14 protein-coding genes and 1 pseudogene are annotated in these 18,724 nt (G+C 43.3%); 8 read left to right on the top strand and 7 right to left on the bottom strand.

Features of this window, described 5'->3' with window-relative positions; translation table 11 throughout:
* Positions 1-53: 53 nt before the first annotated feature.
* Positions 54-2,657 carry a bifunctional aconitate hydratase 2/2-methylisocitrate dehydratase gene (gene acnB, locus AB8P72_RS04090; protein WP_068406186.1) on the bottom strand — a complete coding sequence of 868 codons (2,604 nt, stop codon included), beginning with the start codon at positions 2,655-2,657 and terminating at the stop codon, positions 54-56.
* 335 nt (positions 2,658-2,992) lie between these two features.
* On the opposite strand from acnB, the gene AB8P72_RS04085 reads away from it, so the two are divergent.
* Both AB8P72_RS04085 and lipA read left to right on the top strand, forming a co-directional pair.
* Complete coding sequence (locus AB8P72_RS04085; protein WP_193031204.1) at positions 2,993-3,388, top strand: carboxymuconolactone decarboxylase family protein; 396 nt, start codon at positions 2,993-2,995, stop codon at positions 3,386-3,388.
* A gap of 196 nt (positions 3,389-3,584) precedes the next feature.
* On the top strand, positions 3,585-4,628 hold the full coding sequence (lipA, locus tag AB8P72_RS04080; RefSeq protein ID WP_068406192.1) for a lipoyl synthase: 1,044 nt from the start codon (positions 3,585-3,587) through the stop codon (positions 4,626-4,628).
* A 118-nt stretch (positions 4,629-4,746) separates the two neighbouring features.
* On the opposite strand, the gene AB8P72_RS04075 is transcribed toward lipA, so the two are convergent.
* Genes AB8P72_RS04075 through AB8P72_RS04065 form a run of 3 tightly spaced genes read right to left on the bottom strand, consistent with a single transcriptional unit; the run spans position 4,747 to position 8,342 of the window.
* Positions 4,747-6,828, bottom strand: a complete 2,082-nt coding sequence (locus tag AB8P72_RS04075; protein WP_198327899.1) for a TRAP transporter permease — start codon at positions 6,826-6,828, stop codon at positions 4,747-4,749.
* A complete protein-coding gene (locus tag AB8P72_RS04070) occupies positions 6,800-7,345 on the bottom strand; it encodes a DUF1850 domain-containing protein (RefSeq protein WP_193031203.1) in 546 nt (181 codons plus the stop codon). Before AB8P72_RS04070 ends, AB8P72_RS04075 begins: the two co-directional genes overlap by 29 nt.
* Positions 7,323-8,342 carry a TAXI family TRAP transporter solute-binding subunit gene (locus AB8P72_RS04065; RefSeq protein WP_193031201.1) on the bottom strand — a complete coding sequence of 340 codons (1,020 nt, stop codon included), beginning with the start codon at positions 8,340-8,342 and terminating at the stop codon, positions 7,323-7,325. The genes AB8P72_RS04070 and AB8P72_RS04065 overlap by 23 nt, the downstream gene beginning before the upstream one ends.
* Before the next feature lie 577 nt (positions 8,343-8,919).
* On the opposite strand from AB8P72_RS04065, the gene AB8P72_RS04060 reads away from it, so the two are divergent.
* Both AB8P72_RS04060 and AB8P72_RS04055 read left to right on the top strand, forming a co-directional pair.
* Positions 8,920-9,306, top strand: a complete 387-nt coding sequence (locus tag AB8P72_RS04060) for a hypothetical protein (RefSeq protein WP_193031199.1) — start codon at positions 8,920-8,922, stop codon at positions 9,304-9,306.
* A 160-nt stretch (positions 9,307-9,466) separates the two neighbouring features.
* Positions 9,467-11,158, top strand: a pseudogene (locus AB8P72_RS04055) (alkaline phosphatase).
* A 146-nt stretch (positions 11,159-11,304) separates the two neighbouring features.
* On the opposite strand, the gene AB8P72_RS04050 reads toward AB8P72_RS04055, so the two are convergent.
* The 3 genes from AB8P72_RS04050 to uvrB all read right to left on the bottom strand — a co-directional run bounded on the left by AB8P72_RS04050 (position 11,305) and on the right by uvrB (position 15,326).
* Complete coding sequence (locus AB8P72_RS04050) at positions 11,305-11,682, bottom strand: hypothetical protein (protein WP_102077848.1); 378 nt, start codon at positions 11,680-11,682, stop codon at positions 11,305-11,307.
* Positions 11,683-11,918: 236 nt separating this feature from the next.
* A complete protein-coding gene (locus tag AB8P72_RS04045; protein ID WP_226928851.1) occupies positions 11,919-12,989 on the bottom strand; it encodes a histidinol-phosphate transaminase in 1,071 nt (356 codons plus the stop codon).
* Positions 12,990-13,214: 225 nt separating this feature from the next.
* Positions 13,215-15,326, bottom strand: coding sequence for an excinuclease ABC subunit UvrB (gene uvrB, locus AB8P72_RS04040; protein ID WP_144297158.1), 2,112 nt, complete (start codon positions 15,324-15,326; stop codon positions 13,215-13,217).
* 422 nt (positions 15,327-15,748) lie between these two features.
* On the opposite strand from uvrB, the gene dps reads away from it, so the two are divergent.
* From dps to AB8P72_RS04020, 4 genes are all read left to right on the top strand, one after another.
* Positions 15,749-16,234: a DNA starvation/stationary phase protection protein Dps gene (gene dps / locus AB8P72_RS04035; protein WP_369958063.1), complete on the top strand. Its 486-nt coding sequence runs from the start codon at positions 15,749-15,751 to the stop codon at positions 16,232-16,234.
* A 136-nt stretch (positions 16,235-16,370) separates the two neighbouring features.
* A complete protein-coding gene (locus AB8P72_RS04030) occupies positions 16,371-17,672 on the top strand; it encodes an IS4 family transposase (RefSeq protein WP_369957939.1) in 1,302 nt (433 codons plus the stop codon).
* Between the two features lie 129 nt (positions 17,673-17,801).
* On the top strand, positions 17,802-18,152 hold the full coding sequence (locus AB8P72_RS04025) for an IS630 transposase-related protein (RefSeq protein WP_198327897.1): 351 nt from the start codon (positions 17,802-17,804) through the stop codon (positions 18,150-18,152).
* Positions 18,127-18,651, top strand: a complete 525-nt coding sequence (locus AB8P72_RS04020; protein WP_369958267.1) for an IS630 family transposase — start codon at positions 18,127-18,129, stop codon at positions 18,649-18,651. Before AB8P72_RS04025 ends, AB8P72_RS04020 begins: the two co-directional genes overlap by 26 nt.
* Positions 18,652-18,724: the final 73 nt, after the last annotated feature.

Here is an 18,724-nt window from a genome sequence, read left to right as displayed (position 1 = left end):
CATCACGATACGGGGTTTGTTTTCAAAAAATTAAGAAGCTTTCGAATGAAAAACTAGGTCAACTGAGCAACGTTAATTTTATCCGCTTCTTCAGTATAGTCTTCCATACGATCAAAGTTCATGTATTTATAAACTTCATCGCCCATGCTGTTTAGCATGCCAGCATACTGCTGGTATTCGTCGTTGGTTGGCAATTTACCAAGTACCGCTGCTACCGCTGCAAGCTCTGCAGACGCGAGATAAACGTTCGCGCCTTGACCAAGACGGTTCGGGAAGTTACGGGTAGACGTTGAAACGGCCGTAGATTTCGGTGCGATACGTGCTTGGTTACCCATACATAGTGAACAACCTGGCATTTCAGTACGAGCGCCGGCTTGAGCGTAGATGTTGTAATAACCTTCTTCCATCAACTGACGCGCATCCATCTTAGTCGGTGGCGCAATCCATAGACGAGTTTTGAGGCTTCCCGCTGGTACGTCTTGTAGCAGTTTACCCGCAGCACGGAAGTGACCAATGTTGGTCATACATGACCCAATGAATACTTCATCAATGGTATCACCAGCGACGTCAGCCAATGTTTTAGCATCGTCTGGATCGTTCGGGCAGCAAAGAATTGGCTCTTTGATCTCGCTCATATCGATAGTCATATCGATAGCATATTCTGCATCTTCGTCAGCACGCATGAGGCTTGGGTTCGCTAGCCATTCTTGCATTTGCTCAACGCGGCGGCTGATGGTACGCGCATCGCCATAGCCTTCTGAAATCATCCATTTAAGCAAGGTGATGTTCGAGTTTAGGTACTCAGTCACTGATTCTTCAGACAAAGTAATGGTACAACCAGCAGCACTACGCTCAGCTGACGCATCAGACAATTCAAACGCTTGCTCAGCGGTCAAGTCTTCTAGACCTTCGATCTCTAAAATACGACCGTTAAACTCGTTGATTTTACCTTTCTTATCAACGGTCAAATAACCTTCTTTGATGGCTTGATAAGGAATCGCATGGACCAAGTCACGTAGCGTGATACCAGGTTGACGTTCGCCAACGAAGCGGACACGAACAGATTCAGGCATATCAAGTGGCATCACACCAGTTGCTGCTGCGAATGCAACCAAACCAGAACCGGCTGGGAACGAGATACCCATTGGGAAACGCGTATGCGAGTCACCACCAGTACCAACGGTATCTGGAAGTAGCATACGGTTAAGCCACGAGTGAATGATACCATCACCAGGACGTAAGCTGACGCCGCCACGGTTCATGATAAAGTCAGGCAATGTATGCTGAGTTTCAACGTCAACTGGCTTTGGATAAGCTGCGGTATGACAGAACGACTGCATCACAAGATCCGCTTGGAAACCCAAACATGCCAAATCTTTTAGCTCATCACGGGTCATCGGACCTGTGGTATCTTGCGAGCCGACCGTCGTCATTTTTGGCTCACAGTACATGCCCGGACGTACGCCTTCTAGACCACACGCTTTACCAACCATTTTTTGTGCAAGGGTAAAGCCTTTACCGGTATCAGCTGGCTCTTCTGGCTTAGCAAATACGTCTGAATGACCAAGACCCATATATTCACGAGCACGATTGGTCAAACCACGACCAACGATTAGTGGTATACGGCCGCCTGCGCGCACTTCGTCAAGCAAGGTTGGCGAGTTTAGCGTAAAGGTTGACAATACTTCGTCAGAGTCGTGCTTGGTGATTTTGCCTTCATACGGATAGATGTCAAACACATCGCCCATGTTTAGGTTATCAACGGCCACTTTTTCGATTGGTAAGGCGCCAGAATCTTCCATAGTGTTAAAGAAGATAGGAGCGATATTGTTACCTAATACTAGACCACCACCACGTTTGTTTGGTACGTTCGGAATGTCTTCGCCCATGAGCCACAATACAGAGTTGGTTGCAGACTTACGGCTAGAACCGGTACCAACCACGTCACCAACATAGGCAAGTGGATGACCTTTTTCTTTTAACGCTTCGATTTGCTTCATTGGACCAACAACACCCTCTTCGTCAGCAAAGATGCCGTCGCGAGAGTTTTTGTGCATGGCTAATGAATGCAATGGAATGTCGGGGCGGCTCCACGCGTCTTGCGCTGGTGACAAGTCATCAGTGTTGGTTTCGCCAGTGACTTTAAAGGTGGTATAAGTAGTTTTCTCTGGTACTTCAGGACGGCTTAAGAACCACTCCGCGTCGGCCCAAGATTGCACCACTTCTTTAGCAATAGCATTGCCAGCTTCGGCTTTTTCGGTCACGTCATTGAACGCGTCAAATACGAGTAATGTTTTCTTTAACGCATCAGCAGCTTCTTGTGCGACTTCCGCGTCATCAAGCGCGGCAACTAATGGCTGAACGTTGTAACCACCTTGCATGGTGCCTAAAATTTCAACGGCTTTTTTCTTGCTGATAAGTGGTGAAGTCGCTTCGCCTTTAACAATAGCAGCTAAAAATGCAGCTTTAACATAAGCGGCTTGGTCAACACCGGCAGGAATACGGTTTTCTAACAAGTCCATCAAGAACGCATCTTCGCCCGCTGGTGGGTTTTTAAGTAGCTCTACCAATTCTGCTACCTGCTTCTCATTTAATGGAAGTGGTACAGTCCCTAGCTCAGCACGTTCTGCGACATGTTTACGATAAGCTTCTAACACAATAGTCGTCCTCGTCGGTTGGTGACCAGTACATCACGTGAGTAGTCAGGATGACAGCCTACATCGATGTACTGCATTGAATAATTATCCGTGCAATCATAGCTCAAAACGCTCAAAATGTTAATGGCTGAGCCGCGAAAAGGCGCAGAATAACGCCATATTGGACATTTATTATAAAAATAGTGCCATAACCAATATGATTGACGCGGTTAAATAAAAACCGTGTGCCTGCTATACTCTGACAACCTCAGAACTTATCAGATGTTTTACGTTAGCGAATTTTTATATGCGACTTGATAAAACACACTTTGCCAATAAATATTAAGGATAATAAGATGGACGATAATGCCAATTATCAAAACGGTCTAAAAGTTCGTACCGAAGTGATGGGCGAGCGACATGTCAAACGCTCGCTCGATTCGGCGACCCCATTTACCCAGCCGCTGCAAGACTGGATTATCGAACACGCTTGGGGCAGCACGTGGCAAGACGACACCATACTACCGCGCAAATATCGCTCCTTAATTACCATGGCTTTTTTAATTGCGCAAAAAAGCCCAAATGAGCTCAAGGGACACATCCGAGGAGCGATTAATAATGGCGCCAGTGTCGCTGAAATTCGAGAAGTACTGATGCACAGCTTGCCTTATTGCGGCGCGCCTGCCACCCAAGAAGCGTTTCGCGCAGCCATAGATGTGCTAAATGACATGGACATTGATATCAATAAATAAAACTAGGGTAAAGGTGCGCTTCATAGTAGTCTTATTAGTGATAAAACCTTATTTAGCGCTAGTAGCTTTTTTGATTGTCTTAACAAGATTGCCCAAAAAACTTTGAGCCATTATCTGCTATAATAGCTGCATCCATAAAACATTCTAATAATGCCAAAAACCCTTATCCTATCAAGGGTTAAGAGAACATTTGATTATGACAAACGCCGTACAAACCCACGTCCCCGCTGCCCGTGCAAAACCAAAAAAAGCCATCCAAGGCGAAAAGCTACGTGGCTACGACAAGGTAGCGCGCATCCCAATTAAAGTGATTCCGACCGTCGAGGCAAAGAAAAAGCCTGATTGGATTCGGGTTAAAATGTCGTCACCTGCGGAAGTAGCGCGTATCAAAGCCACTCTGCGTGAGCAAAAGCTTTATACCGTCTGTGAAGAAGCCGCTTGCCCGAATCTGCCGCAGTGCTTCGCTGATGGTACGGCAACCTTTATGATTATGGGTGATATCTGTACCCGTCGCTGCCCGTTTTGTGATGTCGGTCATGGTCGCCCAAATGAATTGGACAAAGACGAGCCACGCCATACCGCCGAGACCATTCAAGGTTTGGGTCTAAAATACGCAGTGATTACTTCAGTTGACCGCGATGATTTAAAAGACGGCGGTGCTGGACATTTTGTTGAAGTGTTAAATGAATCGCGCGCGCTAAGCCCAAATTGCTTGATTGAGATACTGGTGCCAGATTTCCGTGGGCGTATGGAGATTGCCTTAGACTTATTGACTGAAACCGCGCCAGATGTCTTTAACCACAATATCGAAACCGTGCCGCGTCTCTATAAAGCCTTCCGTCCAGGTTCTGATTATCAGCATTCATTAGATTTGCTTAAAATCTATAAAGAGCGCCGCCCTGATATCGCCACCAAATGCGGCTTTATGGTTGGACTGGGTGAGACCGAAGAAGAAATCTATGCGCTGCTTGATGATTTAAAAGCCCATGACGTCGATATGATTACCATCGGTCAGTACCTGCAACCCAGTAAAGACCATGCGCCTGTTGATCGTTATGTCCATCCAGATGAATTTCAGCGCTATATGGATTATGGCAAAAAGATTGGTTTCTTTAGCATTTGGGCCGGCCCAATGGTACGCTCAAGCTACTTTGCCGATCGTCAATACTATGGCGAAGATTGCCCAGCGCCTATCCGCAGCAAAAAAGCGCTTGAAGCAGAAGGTAAACTTGGCTGTTAAGTAATATTCGTCACTATATCAAAGTAGGATGACGAATCTTAAAATATATAAAGGGCGAATAGTAGATAGTTACTATTCGCCCTTTTTTTATGCTTATACACTCAATCCCTAAATAACGTTAAACATTTAGAGGTTGGACTGCTGTTTTACTGTTTTTCATATTTAACAACGCGATACCAAGGATCATGGCACCGCCTATCAAACCTGTGATAAGACCCGGATAAATCAGCAGTAAAGCACCAATTGCCAAAAGGATACGCGTGATTGTATTCATACTGCCTTTAAAATACCCTTCTAACGCTGCACTAAGGCCAATTACACCAATCACAGACGTCACAACAGCCGTAACAATATCGATGATGGGTGGCAATGGGAATTCTTTTGCCGTAACCGCAAGACCTGTCGGGTCAATCATCAACATTGCAGGATTATAAATAAACATAAATGGAACGATAAATCCAGCCAGTGCCAACTTCAATGACAGAAACCCTGTTTTCATAGGATCGCCACCAGAGATACCAGCGCCAGCAAAGGCTGCCAAGCAGACTGGCGGAGTAATATTGGCAAATACGCCAAAATAAAATACGAACATATGCGCCGCCAAAATAGGAATATCAAATCCTGCTAATGCGGGCGCCGCCATCGTTGCCGTAATAATATATGCAGGAATCGATGGTAATCCCATTCCTAAAACCATCGACGCCAGCATGGTTAAAATCAAGGTGAGCAATAATGAGCCTGCTCCTAAAGTAACAATGGAAGAGGTCATTACCGTACCAAAACTCGTTAAGCTGACTACCCCAATAATAATCCCTACGACCGCACAGGCCGCCATGACCGCTAACGACTGGCGCGCACCGTCTTCTAGCGCGCCCAAAATGTCTTTAAAGCTCATGCGTGTTTCTTTACGTAGCATACTGATGACAACAGTAAAGCCAATGGTATAGGCAGCGGCATACCCTACCGGTACATTCTTAATCAATAAAAAAATCAGAAAAACAATCGGCAGCAGCATATGACCGCGCGCCTTTAACACCTCTTTTACCTGTGGCAGACTCTCTTTCGCCATACCTTTTAAGTCACGGCGGCCTGCACGAAAATGCACCTGCGCGATGACGCCCAGATAATACAAGATAGCAGGTAATAAGGCAGCCAGAGCGATCGTACTATATGGCAGTCCTGTGGTCTCGGCCATAATAAAAGCACTGGCACCCATAATTGGCGGCAAGATTTGACCACCAACGGATGCACTTGCCTCTACAGCGCCCGCAAAATCTTTATGATAGCCAACCTTTTTCATCAAGGGAATGGTAAATGCGCCCGTACTGACCACGTTCGACAAAGCTGAGCCATTAATACTGCCCATAAAACCGCTTGAGATAACCGCTACCTTTGCTGGGCCGCCTTTTTTATCGCCTGCGAGCGCCAGTGCCAAATCATTAAATAGCTGCCCCATTCCAGAGCGTGCCAAGAATGCCCCGAACAGAATGAATAGAAAGATGAATGTGACCGAGGCACCGATTGCAACTGAATACAATCCTTCTGTCTTTAGGAATAATTGGCCAAAAATATCGCCAAAATCATAAGGACGAGTGAGCAGCCGATCAGGCATAAAATTCATATGACTGATAAATGGATATAACAAAAATATTGACGCCAATATCGGTAATATCCAACCAGTAATACGCCGACTGCCCTCGAGTACACAAATCACCGTGATAATAGAGAACAATACATCCGTTTGATTGGCTATGCCGCCGCGTGAGGTCACAATATCTTGATACTCATAGATAAGATACGCCATTCCAGATAAAGATAACACGAACCAAACCCAGTCGTACCAAGCCACCCGCTTGCGGCTGCTCTTCTTACTGGCTGGAAAAATCAGAAAAATCAATGCAAAACCAATACCTACATGCACAGAACGCTGTAACAATGATGGCATAGGATTAAAAGTGATATATAGATGAAAAAGTGAATATAAAATACAAATCGCAGCGATAATATATTTTACTGGCCCTTGAGTGATATGACGCGTAATTGACTCTCGGTCGTACTTTTCTAGTATTGCTTGTGTGAGGTTAGGATCAACGTCGTCATCGATATCAGTGCTATCATGAAAGCCCGGTTGCTTAGACAACTTAGCCTCATCGCTAGAGACAGTAGTCCCGCTATTGTGATCCATCACTTGAGAGTTCATGACAAAAATCCTTATTAAATCTATCTATTAGACTATACGATTTAGGCGTAATAGTTACTGCAGAATAATCAGGCACCCATTGATGAATTAAAATACGATGACCTGCATAATCAATCTCACCTTTGGTGCGCCTTGAAACTACCCAGTTGAGACTCGGGAGTCTTTCGTTGATTTGATAGCCAACATAGCCTGGTTTTTTTATGGGAGCGACATTTTCAGTAGATGGGGTTCCCGCCCCAAAAGCTTGTAGATAAGTAGTGGTTAGCAATAAACCTTGATTCTCACGAACATATTGCTCCTCCCACCATTGCTTTTCTACAGAATGAATCCAGCGCAATTGAAAATTGGGCTCAACGAAATAACATACTTTTTTATCAGATTCAGCAACATCATTGACGCGCACCTCGATGACAGACTGGCGGGTAAAAATTACCCAGAATGTTAAAACCGCTAGCGCAACAGTCACTGCTGCGCCGATTGTTAAACTTAAGCGTTTACTTAGCTGATTGCTCTTCATAGTATTTCTTAGCGCCTGGATGGATAGGAGCTACCATTCCTTCTTGAGCAGTCTCTAAGCTGATATCATTAGCTGCTTGGTGGGCATTTTTTAGGCCATCCAAGTTTTCAAACAGCGCTTTGGTCAGTTTATAGCCATCCTCTTCAGAGATGTCAGAACGAATCAACAACGCATTCATCACGGCAGTCGTTGGAATGGCGGCATCGTTACCATATGTTCCAGCAGGAATCTCGAACGTCTTAAAGTAAGGCTTGTTTTCGATAATTTGTTTAAGCTTATCTTGATTGATGGTGACCAGCTGCAATTTGATGCCCTGCTCTAGCTCTAACAGTGAAGAGTTTGGTAAGCCGCTACTAAAAAACGCCGCTTCAATCTTACCCGCTTTCATCGCATCGGCTGCATCGGCAAACCCTAGATAGTCGACTTTGATATCATCATAAGTGATACCAAAACCTTCTAACAACGTCCGAGCATTGACTTCCGTTCCAGAACCTTGATCACCAACCGCAATACGCTTACCTTTTAAATCTTCGATATTTTTGATACCAGATTTTTCTGAAGCGACTATCTGAATCACATTTGGATATAGAACGGCAACTTGTTGAATATTGGTTATCGGTTCTTTAAAGTCTTCAGTGCCTTCAACCGCATTGGTGACGACATCACTAAGTGCTAGCACCATGTCGACTTTACCTTGCGTGAGTAGATTGACGTTTTCTACTGACGCCCCTGTGGTTTGGGTCTTAGCATTAACGCCAAAGGTTTTGGCGTAGATTTCTGCTAAAGAGGTGCCAATAATATTATAAGGACCTGATGCGCCCCCTGTTGCGATAGTGACAAACTTGGTTTCAAGCTTATCACTCGCCGCTGAAGCAGCAGTATTGTCAGTGGTAGCGCTATCATTGGTATCAGTCGCCGTGTTGTCTGAACAGGCAACCATCGTCATACTTAAGGCAACAATTGCAGCTAGTAGAGGAGTTTTACTAAAAAACGTCATTATTTTCATCCTTGATAAAATAAAGCGAATTGGATTTATAAAATATTACGTAACCATGTCACTGTAATAGTAACTAATCCGTGTTGAATTGTAAGCTTTATATACTATATTAATTTTTGAAAAGTGTAGCGTCCCATTGATACGATCAAAAGGATCCATGTAATTAAAGCATGAGGTGTCATACATTGCTATCTTGTTTTATGCGATAGCAAACATCAGCACTCATGAGTCGTAGTTTACCTCTTCAAATTTGCTAAACCAAAATTATTAGACCAGCTATTGTTTCGCTGTGCAGCACTAAGTTTCATATTCTTATGACCATTTAAACAGACTTTATAGACCTTGTAAACTTCTACTAACATTTCCCTTAACTGTTAAAATAACTTTGATTCTTGCCATGCGAAGCCGACGCGTGATTATTGCTTGAGCAAATAATAGTTAAAAGAAGACTGACTGCCAATAATTATCTTTTTTACTAATACGTAGATATCTATAATTGTTCACTACTATAATTGGTTTCTATTACATATAATCGCTAATAACATCAATAGAATCGACAAACCTTAAAGGAAAACTTATGAAAAAATTATTTGCTTCGAGCATCGTCCTTACTACATTTGTCCTAGCTGGCTGTGCCACTTCTGATATGAATACCAACGCTGGCACGGCCATCGGTTCGGCAAACGAGATTGGGATGAATATTTTTAAAGCGGCTATTGATAACCAATGTCGCAGCCAGATTGAAAAACAAAATGCTTGGCGCATTGCTAGTGTGGCAATGACGGACGCTCAAGAAGAAGAGATAAAAGGTCGAGTTTGCGGCTGCGTCAGCGAGCAAGCGCCGCAGCAAGTGTCTCTCGTTGAACTTGGCAATGCGGCGATAGATGCCGACTATCGCACCCAACTGGTCACTAGAGTCGTGGCGAAAACGCTGCAGAGTTGTTACGGTAGCATTGTTAAATAAGTAGGTGACAAATAGATAGATGAATCGGCGACTTGGCTAAAGGGTCTATTTCACGAAATAAGTTGGGTTATTCGTTGCACAACCCAACTTATTCATATAGATTATTTACTATTGTGAATGACAAATGGAATTTATCTTTAACCCATGTCAAGGATGACTGATGAAAAGACGTGCATTTATAAAACTTGGTGGTCAGGTAACGATAGCCGGTACTGTGTTGACTCAGCTCAGTGCTTGTTCATCAGATGATGATGACGTCAGGCCACCAAATAACATCGATGGTTTAGATGACTTGGATGATTTAGGCTATCAAGGCGCAGCACCTTTTGTGCATGGTATTGCCAGCGGTGACCCGCTCCAAGATCGCGTCATACTATGGACACGAATTACCAATGACGGTAGTATCCAAGCCGCCAGTATTCCTGTTGCTTATAGGGTGGCAACAGACCCAGCGCTGAAAAACATCGTTACTCAAGGTCGCGCAATAGCGACAGCGCAATCCGACTTCACCGTAAAGGTCGACCCTAAAAACCTACAACCCAATACCACTTATTATTATGCTTTTGAAGCACTGGGCTATCGCTCTGCTATCGGTCGCACACGCACCATACCGCAAGCAGACTTGCCAGCAAGCGAAGTTGATCGTGTGCGCTTAGCAGTGGTTTCCTGCTCAAACTATGGCTTTGGCTACTTTAATGGCTATGCCAATATCGCCAAGCAAGCCGACCTCTCTGCTGTCATACATTTAGGTGATTATATCTATGAGTATCCAGAAGGCTTTTATCGCGATAACGATTTAAAAGAAGAGCGACCGTTAGACCCAAAAAACGAGATTATTAGTTTAGACGATTATCGTCGCCGCTATGCTTGCTACCGTACCGATATCGATTTGCAAGAATGTCACCGTCAGCATCCGTTTATCGCTGTCTGGGACGATCACGAAATCGCAGACAATTCATGGAAAGGTGGCGCAGGCTTTCATACTGAGAGTAAAGGCAGCTATATAGAACGCAAAATGTCCGCCGTGCGCGCTTATCATGAGTGGATGCTTATCCGCGATGACAGTAGCAACGAGCTAGACAGTCAATTACGTATTTATCGACGTTTTTAATTTGATAAATTATTCGATTTAAATATGCTAGATACGCGCATATTTGGTCGCGAAAAGCTTGATGCCAAAGCCAGTAACGAGCCTGAACGCCAACTATTAGGTCTTGAACAAGAAAACTGGCTTTATTTAAAGATGCTAGAGGGTAAACGCCGTCAAGCAACATGGCAAGTGCTCGGCCAACAAGTTATTTTAGCGCCATTTAAAGGCACTTATGCCACCAATTCTGGCGATATTTGGAATGGGTATGCCAGTGCACGCACACGTTTGCTCAACTTTATCGAAGAAAATAATATCTCCAACACGGTTGTCTTAACTGGGGATTATCATGCTTCCTTTGCTTTTGATATTGCAAAAAACCCTTTTGAAGCAAGTAGCTATAACCCTCTAACCGGCAAAGGCTCTTTAGCCGTAGAGTTCGTCTGTCCGGCATTGACGTCTTTGCCCTTTCCTGAAACCGCTGGGGTTGAGCTAAACCCGCATCAGAAATTTAACAATCAGACCGAACGTGGTTATATGCTCCTTGATATCACCGAGCAGACATTTCAATGTGAATGGTATTACACGGACACCTTAAAAAAACGAGATGATAGCGTTAGATTTGCAAAAAGTTTGCTTACTCAAACCCAAACCAACCACTTGATTGACGGCAGTCAATCGCGCCCGCTTACTAACGACGCTGCCCTCTCTGCTGCTGACAAATCCATTGCAGTGAAAAAGTCTGCCGCTTTAAGCGGTGCTTAACACAATACGCTCCGCACAGTACTTTGCACACTTAAGGTAAAAAATAGTAGCCAACAAAAAAGGGTAAATCATATGACTTACCCTTTTTTATTGCTTATTTAGCTAATGGGATTTATAAAATACCGACGTACTTATGACTGGTCAATTTATAGCTCATTGCTAGGCGTTGGACGAACGGGTAAAGACGCGGTCGATGGCAATATTTTACTGCGATGAAAATACTTAGATGAGCCATCAATTATCTTATTCACTTCTTTGACTAAGGCATGGATGACATCATCATAAACGCCATGATATAACTCGGTCTCAAACGCTGTAAAAGGATGCTTACGCGATGCCGAACTGACTTCTGTCACGCCCTGCTTACTATAAAAAATATCGACGCGGCCATCGCTATTTAACACACAATTTAACTCTCCGCCTTCAAGCGCCATCTCGATACGCTCAGGCATAAAAATATAATCATCCACATCCATGAGCTTTTTTTCTACTTCTCTCTTAAAAAAAGATTTGATATCAAACATACATACACCCTTTGTCTTAAAATTTTAAAAACCTTTAGCACGTCTATTCTTATGGTCTTTATGGTATGCGTCTCGCATATTTACTTATGATAAATCGTGCTTTATTAACTTATCCTATAAGGTGTACGGATACTTTTTAAGACAGAATATGTAAAACTGCGTTTGATGTTGGTAAAAAAGACGCCGTCTAAGCGTCCCTTCTTTTTTGGTAAATCCAATCATACGATTGTGCGTAATTATACCCAGCCTTTTTCACGAAATAACTGTAACGTCTTAATAACGACTGTCATCTCTTCGGGTGTGCCAAGTGTGATGCGGTTAAAACCTAGTATCGAAGGGAACTCGCGACCAACGGCAATACCATGTTCGAGCATACGATCAATATAGGTTTGTACATCGCCATTGACTTCATAAAAAATAAAGTTGGTTTGCGAGGGCAAATAACGCAGTTCCAGCTCATCAAGCGCCGTCTCCATCATTTTTCTTGCTTGATTGGTGGTTTGTAAGCTATGCGCCAAAAACGTCTCGTCTTCTAGCGTTGCTATTGCTGCAACCGCACCTAACATGTTGATATTATCCGTAGACATCAAAGAACCAATGTCTGCAATCATCGGTGGATTGGCAATCGCATAACCGACGCGCAAGCCTGCTAGCCCAAATAATTTTGAGAAAGTGCGCACGACAATCAAGTTATCGGATAACCCCTCTTTTATCCACTCAACGCCACTCTCAAAACTGGGATCGGTGATGTAGCCAAAGTAGGCTTCATCCACTAAGAAATAGTGGTTTTTTGGCGCATTTTTTATCCACGCTTTGAGCGTAACCGTTTCGGTAATGATAGCCGTTGGATTATTAGGGTTGCACAAATAAAAAAGACTGATACCGTCAAATGTAGCGGCAGCTTTTTTTAGATTATCAAAGTCTAAATCATAATCATCGCGCGTTAATGGCACTTTGACTACTGGAATACCTAAGGAGCGTGCATATAGCTCTGCACAGCCAAAAGTTGGGTCTGGAATGATTAGCTGAAACCTTGTATCTGTTTTTAATGCTTTGTCATGCAGCATTTGCACCACTGCTCTGATACTCTCGATTGAGCCATTGCCCAATAAAACCTGATTTTCAGATACGCCGTTGATAGCCGCTACTTTGCTCAGCAGCGTAGCGCGATGTTTATCAGGATAGCGAGCGCCGCCAGCCAAAGCATTAGCGATGGCTTCTTTAGCAGAGTCGGCCATGCCCAAAGAGTTTTCATTGAAGTCTAGCTTGAGTAGTTTATGACTGTTGTTATCGATAGTATTATGCATGATAGGTAATCCGCCTAAGTCGTCCATGAATGATAAAGCGCATGCAGCTGCGTCATATCATCTTAAGTGGCATTTCTCATAATTACAAGTTATCTAATAGCAAATTATTAGTTATTAATATACCTAGATAGAAGTACGTTTAACTTTAAATATCCCATAAAAAAAGGCGAGCTGCAGCCTATGCAACTCACCTTTCTACGTCTACATTCAGTCGGAATTAAACCATTAAATCAAATGCGCTTTTAATTCCAATACTTTATCACGCGTTTTTGCTGCCTCTTCAAATTTCAAATCTCGTGACATTTGCTGCATTTGTTTCTCAAGGCGTTTGATTTCTTTGGCCAGTAAATCAGGACTGCGCAAAATGCTAATATCGACATCAGGCAGATTGCTTTTTACAGGGATTACTTGATTGTCATTGGCATCGAGGTTTTCACCCGTATCAATTTTATCGGTAATACTACGGCGCGCACCTTTTGGCGTAATATTGTGCTCAAGATTAAAGGCGACTTGTTTTTCGCGGCGACGGTCAGTCTCCTCTATCGCTTTTTCCATACTCGGCGTAATGCGGTCAGCGTACAAAATTGCTTTACCGTTTAAGTGACGGGCAGCACGGCCAATGGTCTGGATCAGCGAGCGCTCAGAACGCAAAAAGCCCTCTTTATCAGCATCAAATATTGCCACCAATGATACCTCTGGCATATCCAAACCTTCACGCAAGAGATTAATGCCGACCAGCACATCATGGACGCCTGTCCGCAGCTCATGAATAATCTGCATGCGTTCAACCGTATCGATATCTGAATGCAGATAAGCGACTTTGACATCGTATTCTTTAAGATAACTGGTCAAATCTTCCGCCATACGCTTAGTCAACGTCGTAATCAAAACGCGCTCATCAAGCTCGCGGCGTTTGGTAATCTCAGATAGCACATCATCCACTTGCGTCAATACTGGACGAATCTCAATCTCAGGGTCAATCAGACCGGTTGGACGCACGACTTGCTCGACCACCTGCTCGCTATGCTCAAGCTCATACTGTGCTGGCGTGGCGCTAACATAGATGGTTTTAGGCTTAATACGCTCCCACTCTTCAAACTTCATCGGGCGATTATTCATTGCACTTGGCAGACGAAAACCATAATTGACGAGGTTTTCTTTACGCGATCTATCGCCTTTATACATCGCCCCAATTTGCGAAACCGTCACGTGCGATTCATCGATAAATAACAGCGCATCTTCTGGAATATAATCAAACAAAGTCGGCGGTGCTTCCCCTGACGGACGACCCGACAGATGCTGCGAGTAGTTTTCGATACCATTACAGTAGCCGAGCTGCTGAATCATCTCAAGATCATACTGGGTACGCTCTTTTAGACGCTGCGCTTCGACCAATTTATTATTGTCGCGAAAATACTCGAGACGCGGCTCAAGCTCGGCGCGAATGGTATGACTTGCTGCTTCCAGTTTATTGCGCGGGGTCACATAATGCGATTTCGGATAAATGGTAATACGCGGCACACTTCGGACGGTTTTGCCGGTTAACGGGTCAAACCAAGTAATTTTCTCCACTTCATCATCAAACAAATGCACGCGCACCGCTAGCTGCTCAGATTCCGCAGGATAAATATCTAACAGCTCACCGCGCAAGCGATAGGTACCACGGCCAAAATCTAACTCATTACGGTTATATTGCATTTCAACCAAACGCTTAATGGTCGCCGTCCGATCGATTTTGTCACCGACGACGACATGCAAAAGCATTTTTAAATAACTTTCCGGATCGCCCAAACCATAAATACAGGAGACCGAAGCCACAATAATCGCATCACGGCGCTCAAGTAGCGCCCGCGTCGCTGATAGGCGCATTTGGTCAATATGGTCGTTGATGGCACTGTCTTTTTCGATAAAGGTATCACTCGCCGCAACATAGGCTTCCGGCTGATAATAATCGTAATAACTGACAAAATACTCAACCGCATTATTTGGAAAGAACGCTTTAAATTCGCCATAGAGCTGGGCGGCAAGGGTTTTATTGTGCGCCATAATAATGGTTGGACGTTGGCATTCAGCGATGACCTTTGCCATGGTATAAGTCTTACCAGAACCGGTCACACCGAGTAATAATTGCTCATCCATGCCTGATTTGATGCCTTTGACTAACTTTTCGATTGCTTGTGGTTGATCGCCTGCCGGCTCAAAGTCGGTGACCATCTCAAAGGCGCGGCTTGATATTTGCGTACCAGACGCATTGACACCACTGATTTCAGCTTCGCCTTGCAGCTGAGTGGCCAATTGGTTTAACTGACGCGACGAGCGCGGTTCAGGCATTCGCATAATAGCTTTCTTCCTAACATTTATAAAAGGTTATAAGAGTTTAGATTTATAACAATATGGGGTCTAAATCCCAGTTTTTAAAGGATAATCATGGGTTTCATTTTCTACTTACACACATATTTAACGGCTAAAATTTGCGCTATTAACGGTAATTTTAAAACGACTACTATTTATTTAACGTCTATTATTTATAGGAAAGGCACAGAATGGCAGCTAAATTTACAAAGCTTTTCACGATTAACAAAGTCATTACACGACCACTTAACAAAGCCTAAAACCTAGGGGTTCAATCGCGCTCATAAATTGCTACTATGGGTACTGAATTAATGAACAAGCAGTATTAAGAAGCGATAAGTACAAGCAACAACACGCTTAAAAATTAATCCAACAACTAATAAAAACTTAAAATAATGGAGTAAATTATGAGAGAACGTTACGCAAGTGGTATTGATGATAAAACCGCTGAAAAAATGGTTGAATTGTTAAACGCTAACTTAGCCAATCTGATTGACCTAAGTATGGACAGCAAGCAGTGCCATTGGAACTTGCAAGGTACTGGCTTTATTGGCGTACATCAATTACTAGACGAGACTTATGAGCGTTTGACTGAAGCGTTTGATACAGTTGCCGAACGTATCGTTATCATTGGCGGTAAAGCCAACGGTATCTCTAAGCGTGTGGTCGAAGACTCTATCTTAGAGACTTATCCAACTGATATCACAGAAGTTGATGAGCACGTACGCGAGCTTACCAATCGCTATAAAACCATCGCTGCTTCACTGCGTGAAGGTATTGATACCGCGGGTGATGCAGGGGATGAAGATACGGCGGATTTGTTGACCGAAGTAAGCCGTATTGTCGATAAAGACGCTTGGTTCATCGGTGCTAATGCCCCAAAGAAAAAGTAACAGCGACTGAAAAACTTTATAAGTAAATGTTGTTTGAAAAAGGTCACTTATAGGGTTGTAATGCCAGTCAGTTAAGGCAAAAACTCAATAAAAGTAATAAAATAGCCCATCTAATAAGTAGATGGGCTATTTTACTATGAGACTACAAAACGCTATTAATGAGACGCATAAAAGGATTCCAGACACCCTAGAACAATTTAGTGAATTAATAGATCCTGAGTGGATACAGCAAGCTTTAGAATATACCGGCAAAGCGAGCATTAGAAGGCGTAAGCTACCTGCTGAACATGTCGTTTGGCTAGTCATAGGTACCGCCTTATATAGAAACCGTTCCATCTGGTATATCACAGAGCAAATGCGTCTTAATCTAGACTCACAGGCCTGTGTACCCAGTGCAGTCGTACAAGCAAGACAACGCCTCGGGCATGAACCTCTAAAGCAGCTATTTCATCAACTAAGTGCTCACTACCAAACAGAATCACGAGCCCAGCAGCAAGACTTTATGGGACTTAGCGTCCAAGCTGTAGACGGTGTCGTATACTCACTACCCTATACTGATGAGAACCTTCAGCACTTTAGTTCAAGCAAAGGCAGAACCAAAGAGGCGCCCTATCCACAAATGCGTTCGGTATGCCTGATCAATACTGACACGCATGAGATCATTGACACAACCCTTGGAGATATGGGTCAAGGAGAGATCACCTTAGCCCGTCAGCTAAACGTTCAAGACAATAGCATTACGCTATTTGATAGAGCCTATTTCTCAGCAGACCTACTGATTAGTTGGCAACAAACCCATCCAAACAGTCATTGGCTTATGCGGGCTAAAGATAATCTGCGTTACACTGTGATTGAAACCTTTAGTGAAGGGGACTACTTGATACAAATGCCGGTTTCTCCCCAAGCTCAAAAGAAAAACCCAAACCTACCCGATACTTGGCAAGCTCGATTAATTGAGTGTCGTTATGAGGGTAAGACAAGACGATACATAACCTCTTTAATAGATGATAAACGCTTTACTAAGGATAAAGTGGCACAGCTGTATTTGCAGCGCTGGGAGATTGAGATGGCTTTTAGGGAAATTAAGTCTGATCTACAGGAGGGGCTGGTGTTAAGAAGTAAGCTGCCACAGCTTGTGTTACAAGAGTTCTGGGGGCTTATGATTGCTTATAATCTGATAAGACGTTTGATGCGCTATATGGCTCTTAGGGCTAAGGTTAGCCCTCTACGAATTAGCTTCCATATGGCGTCTATTACGATTGTTGATTTGTTACGGTTTGCGCCTTTACAGGCTGCGGGCCTCTTCCCTAAGTTGTTAGATGCACTTTTAGAGGAAGGGAAATTGTTTGTTATTCCTGAACGTAGAAAGCGATCTTGCCCGAGGGTAGTTAAGGGTAAACCACAAAAATATCCCAAAAAAAATACCAGTCAGCGTTAACTGACTGGCATTACACTTATAGGGTGACCTTTTTTTATGCCTAAAGAATTTAGTCTTATAAACTACTATAGTGTATTAAATATAAAAGTGTTATAAGATAAAATAACTCAATAGATATACTCAGTTATCATGACTTACTCACTAGATTATCGCAAACAAGTTCTTAAAAGCTTAGCAGGTGGCATGACTTTTGCCGAGGCAGCCTCTTTTTATGACATTAGTCCAACCACCATTCAAAAGTGGAAGAAACGGCTGCATAGTAAGAGCACTCGCAATGTTACGCCATCAAAAATACCAGATGATGCACTACGTAAAGACGTTGAGCGTTACCCTGATGACTATCACTATGAGAGAGCAAGACGGTTCAACTGTACTGCCCCAGCCATTTGTGAGGCTTTAAAACGCCTAGGCATCAGTCAAAAAAAAGACCTTAGAGCATCCAAAAGCGTGTCCAATAAAAAGAGCGGCGTATCAGAGTAAGCTTGATAACTTTAAACAGCAAGGTTATCCCATTGTGTATATGGACGAAAGCGGTTTTGAAAGCCAGATCATTCGTCCTCATGGTTATGCACCGATAGGCAAACCCTGTATCGACAGCTACAACTGGCAAGGTAAAAAGCGAACCAACGTCATTGGTGCTCTATATAAAAAGATGCTATTTGCACTGAATTACTTTGAACACAACATTAACAGCGGCATATTCTATCACTGGTGTAAACACACGCTAATACCAAGTCTTAAAACCAAATGCGTGATTGTCATGGATAACGCTCGGTTTCATAAAAGTAGACGTATCCAAAAATTACTGAACAGGCATGGTCATCGTATTCTATGGCAGCCGCCGTACAGCCCAGACTTGAACCCTATTGAGAAAAAATGGGCTCAAGTGAAGTTTCTACGCCAAGGGTGGATGGAAAATGACTTATCCAAATTATTTTATGATGTTTGTCCTATCCATAACACTTTTGTTTTGAACTGACTATATTAGGTTTAGAAAAATTGATTTTAAAGACGCGTATTAAAACGGATTAGAATTAGATTAAAAAATAATG

The organism is Psychrobacter sp. CLB018 (assembly GCF_041222815.1).
GTDB lineage: Bacteria > Pseudomonadota > Gammaproteobacteria > Pseudomonadales > Moraxellaceae > Psychrobacter > Psychrobacter faecalis.
The sequence above is the reverse complement of the archived record's forward strand: the minus strand, read 5'-3'. Positions and strand labels throughout refer to the sequence as shown.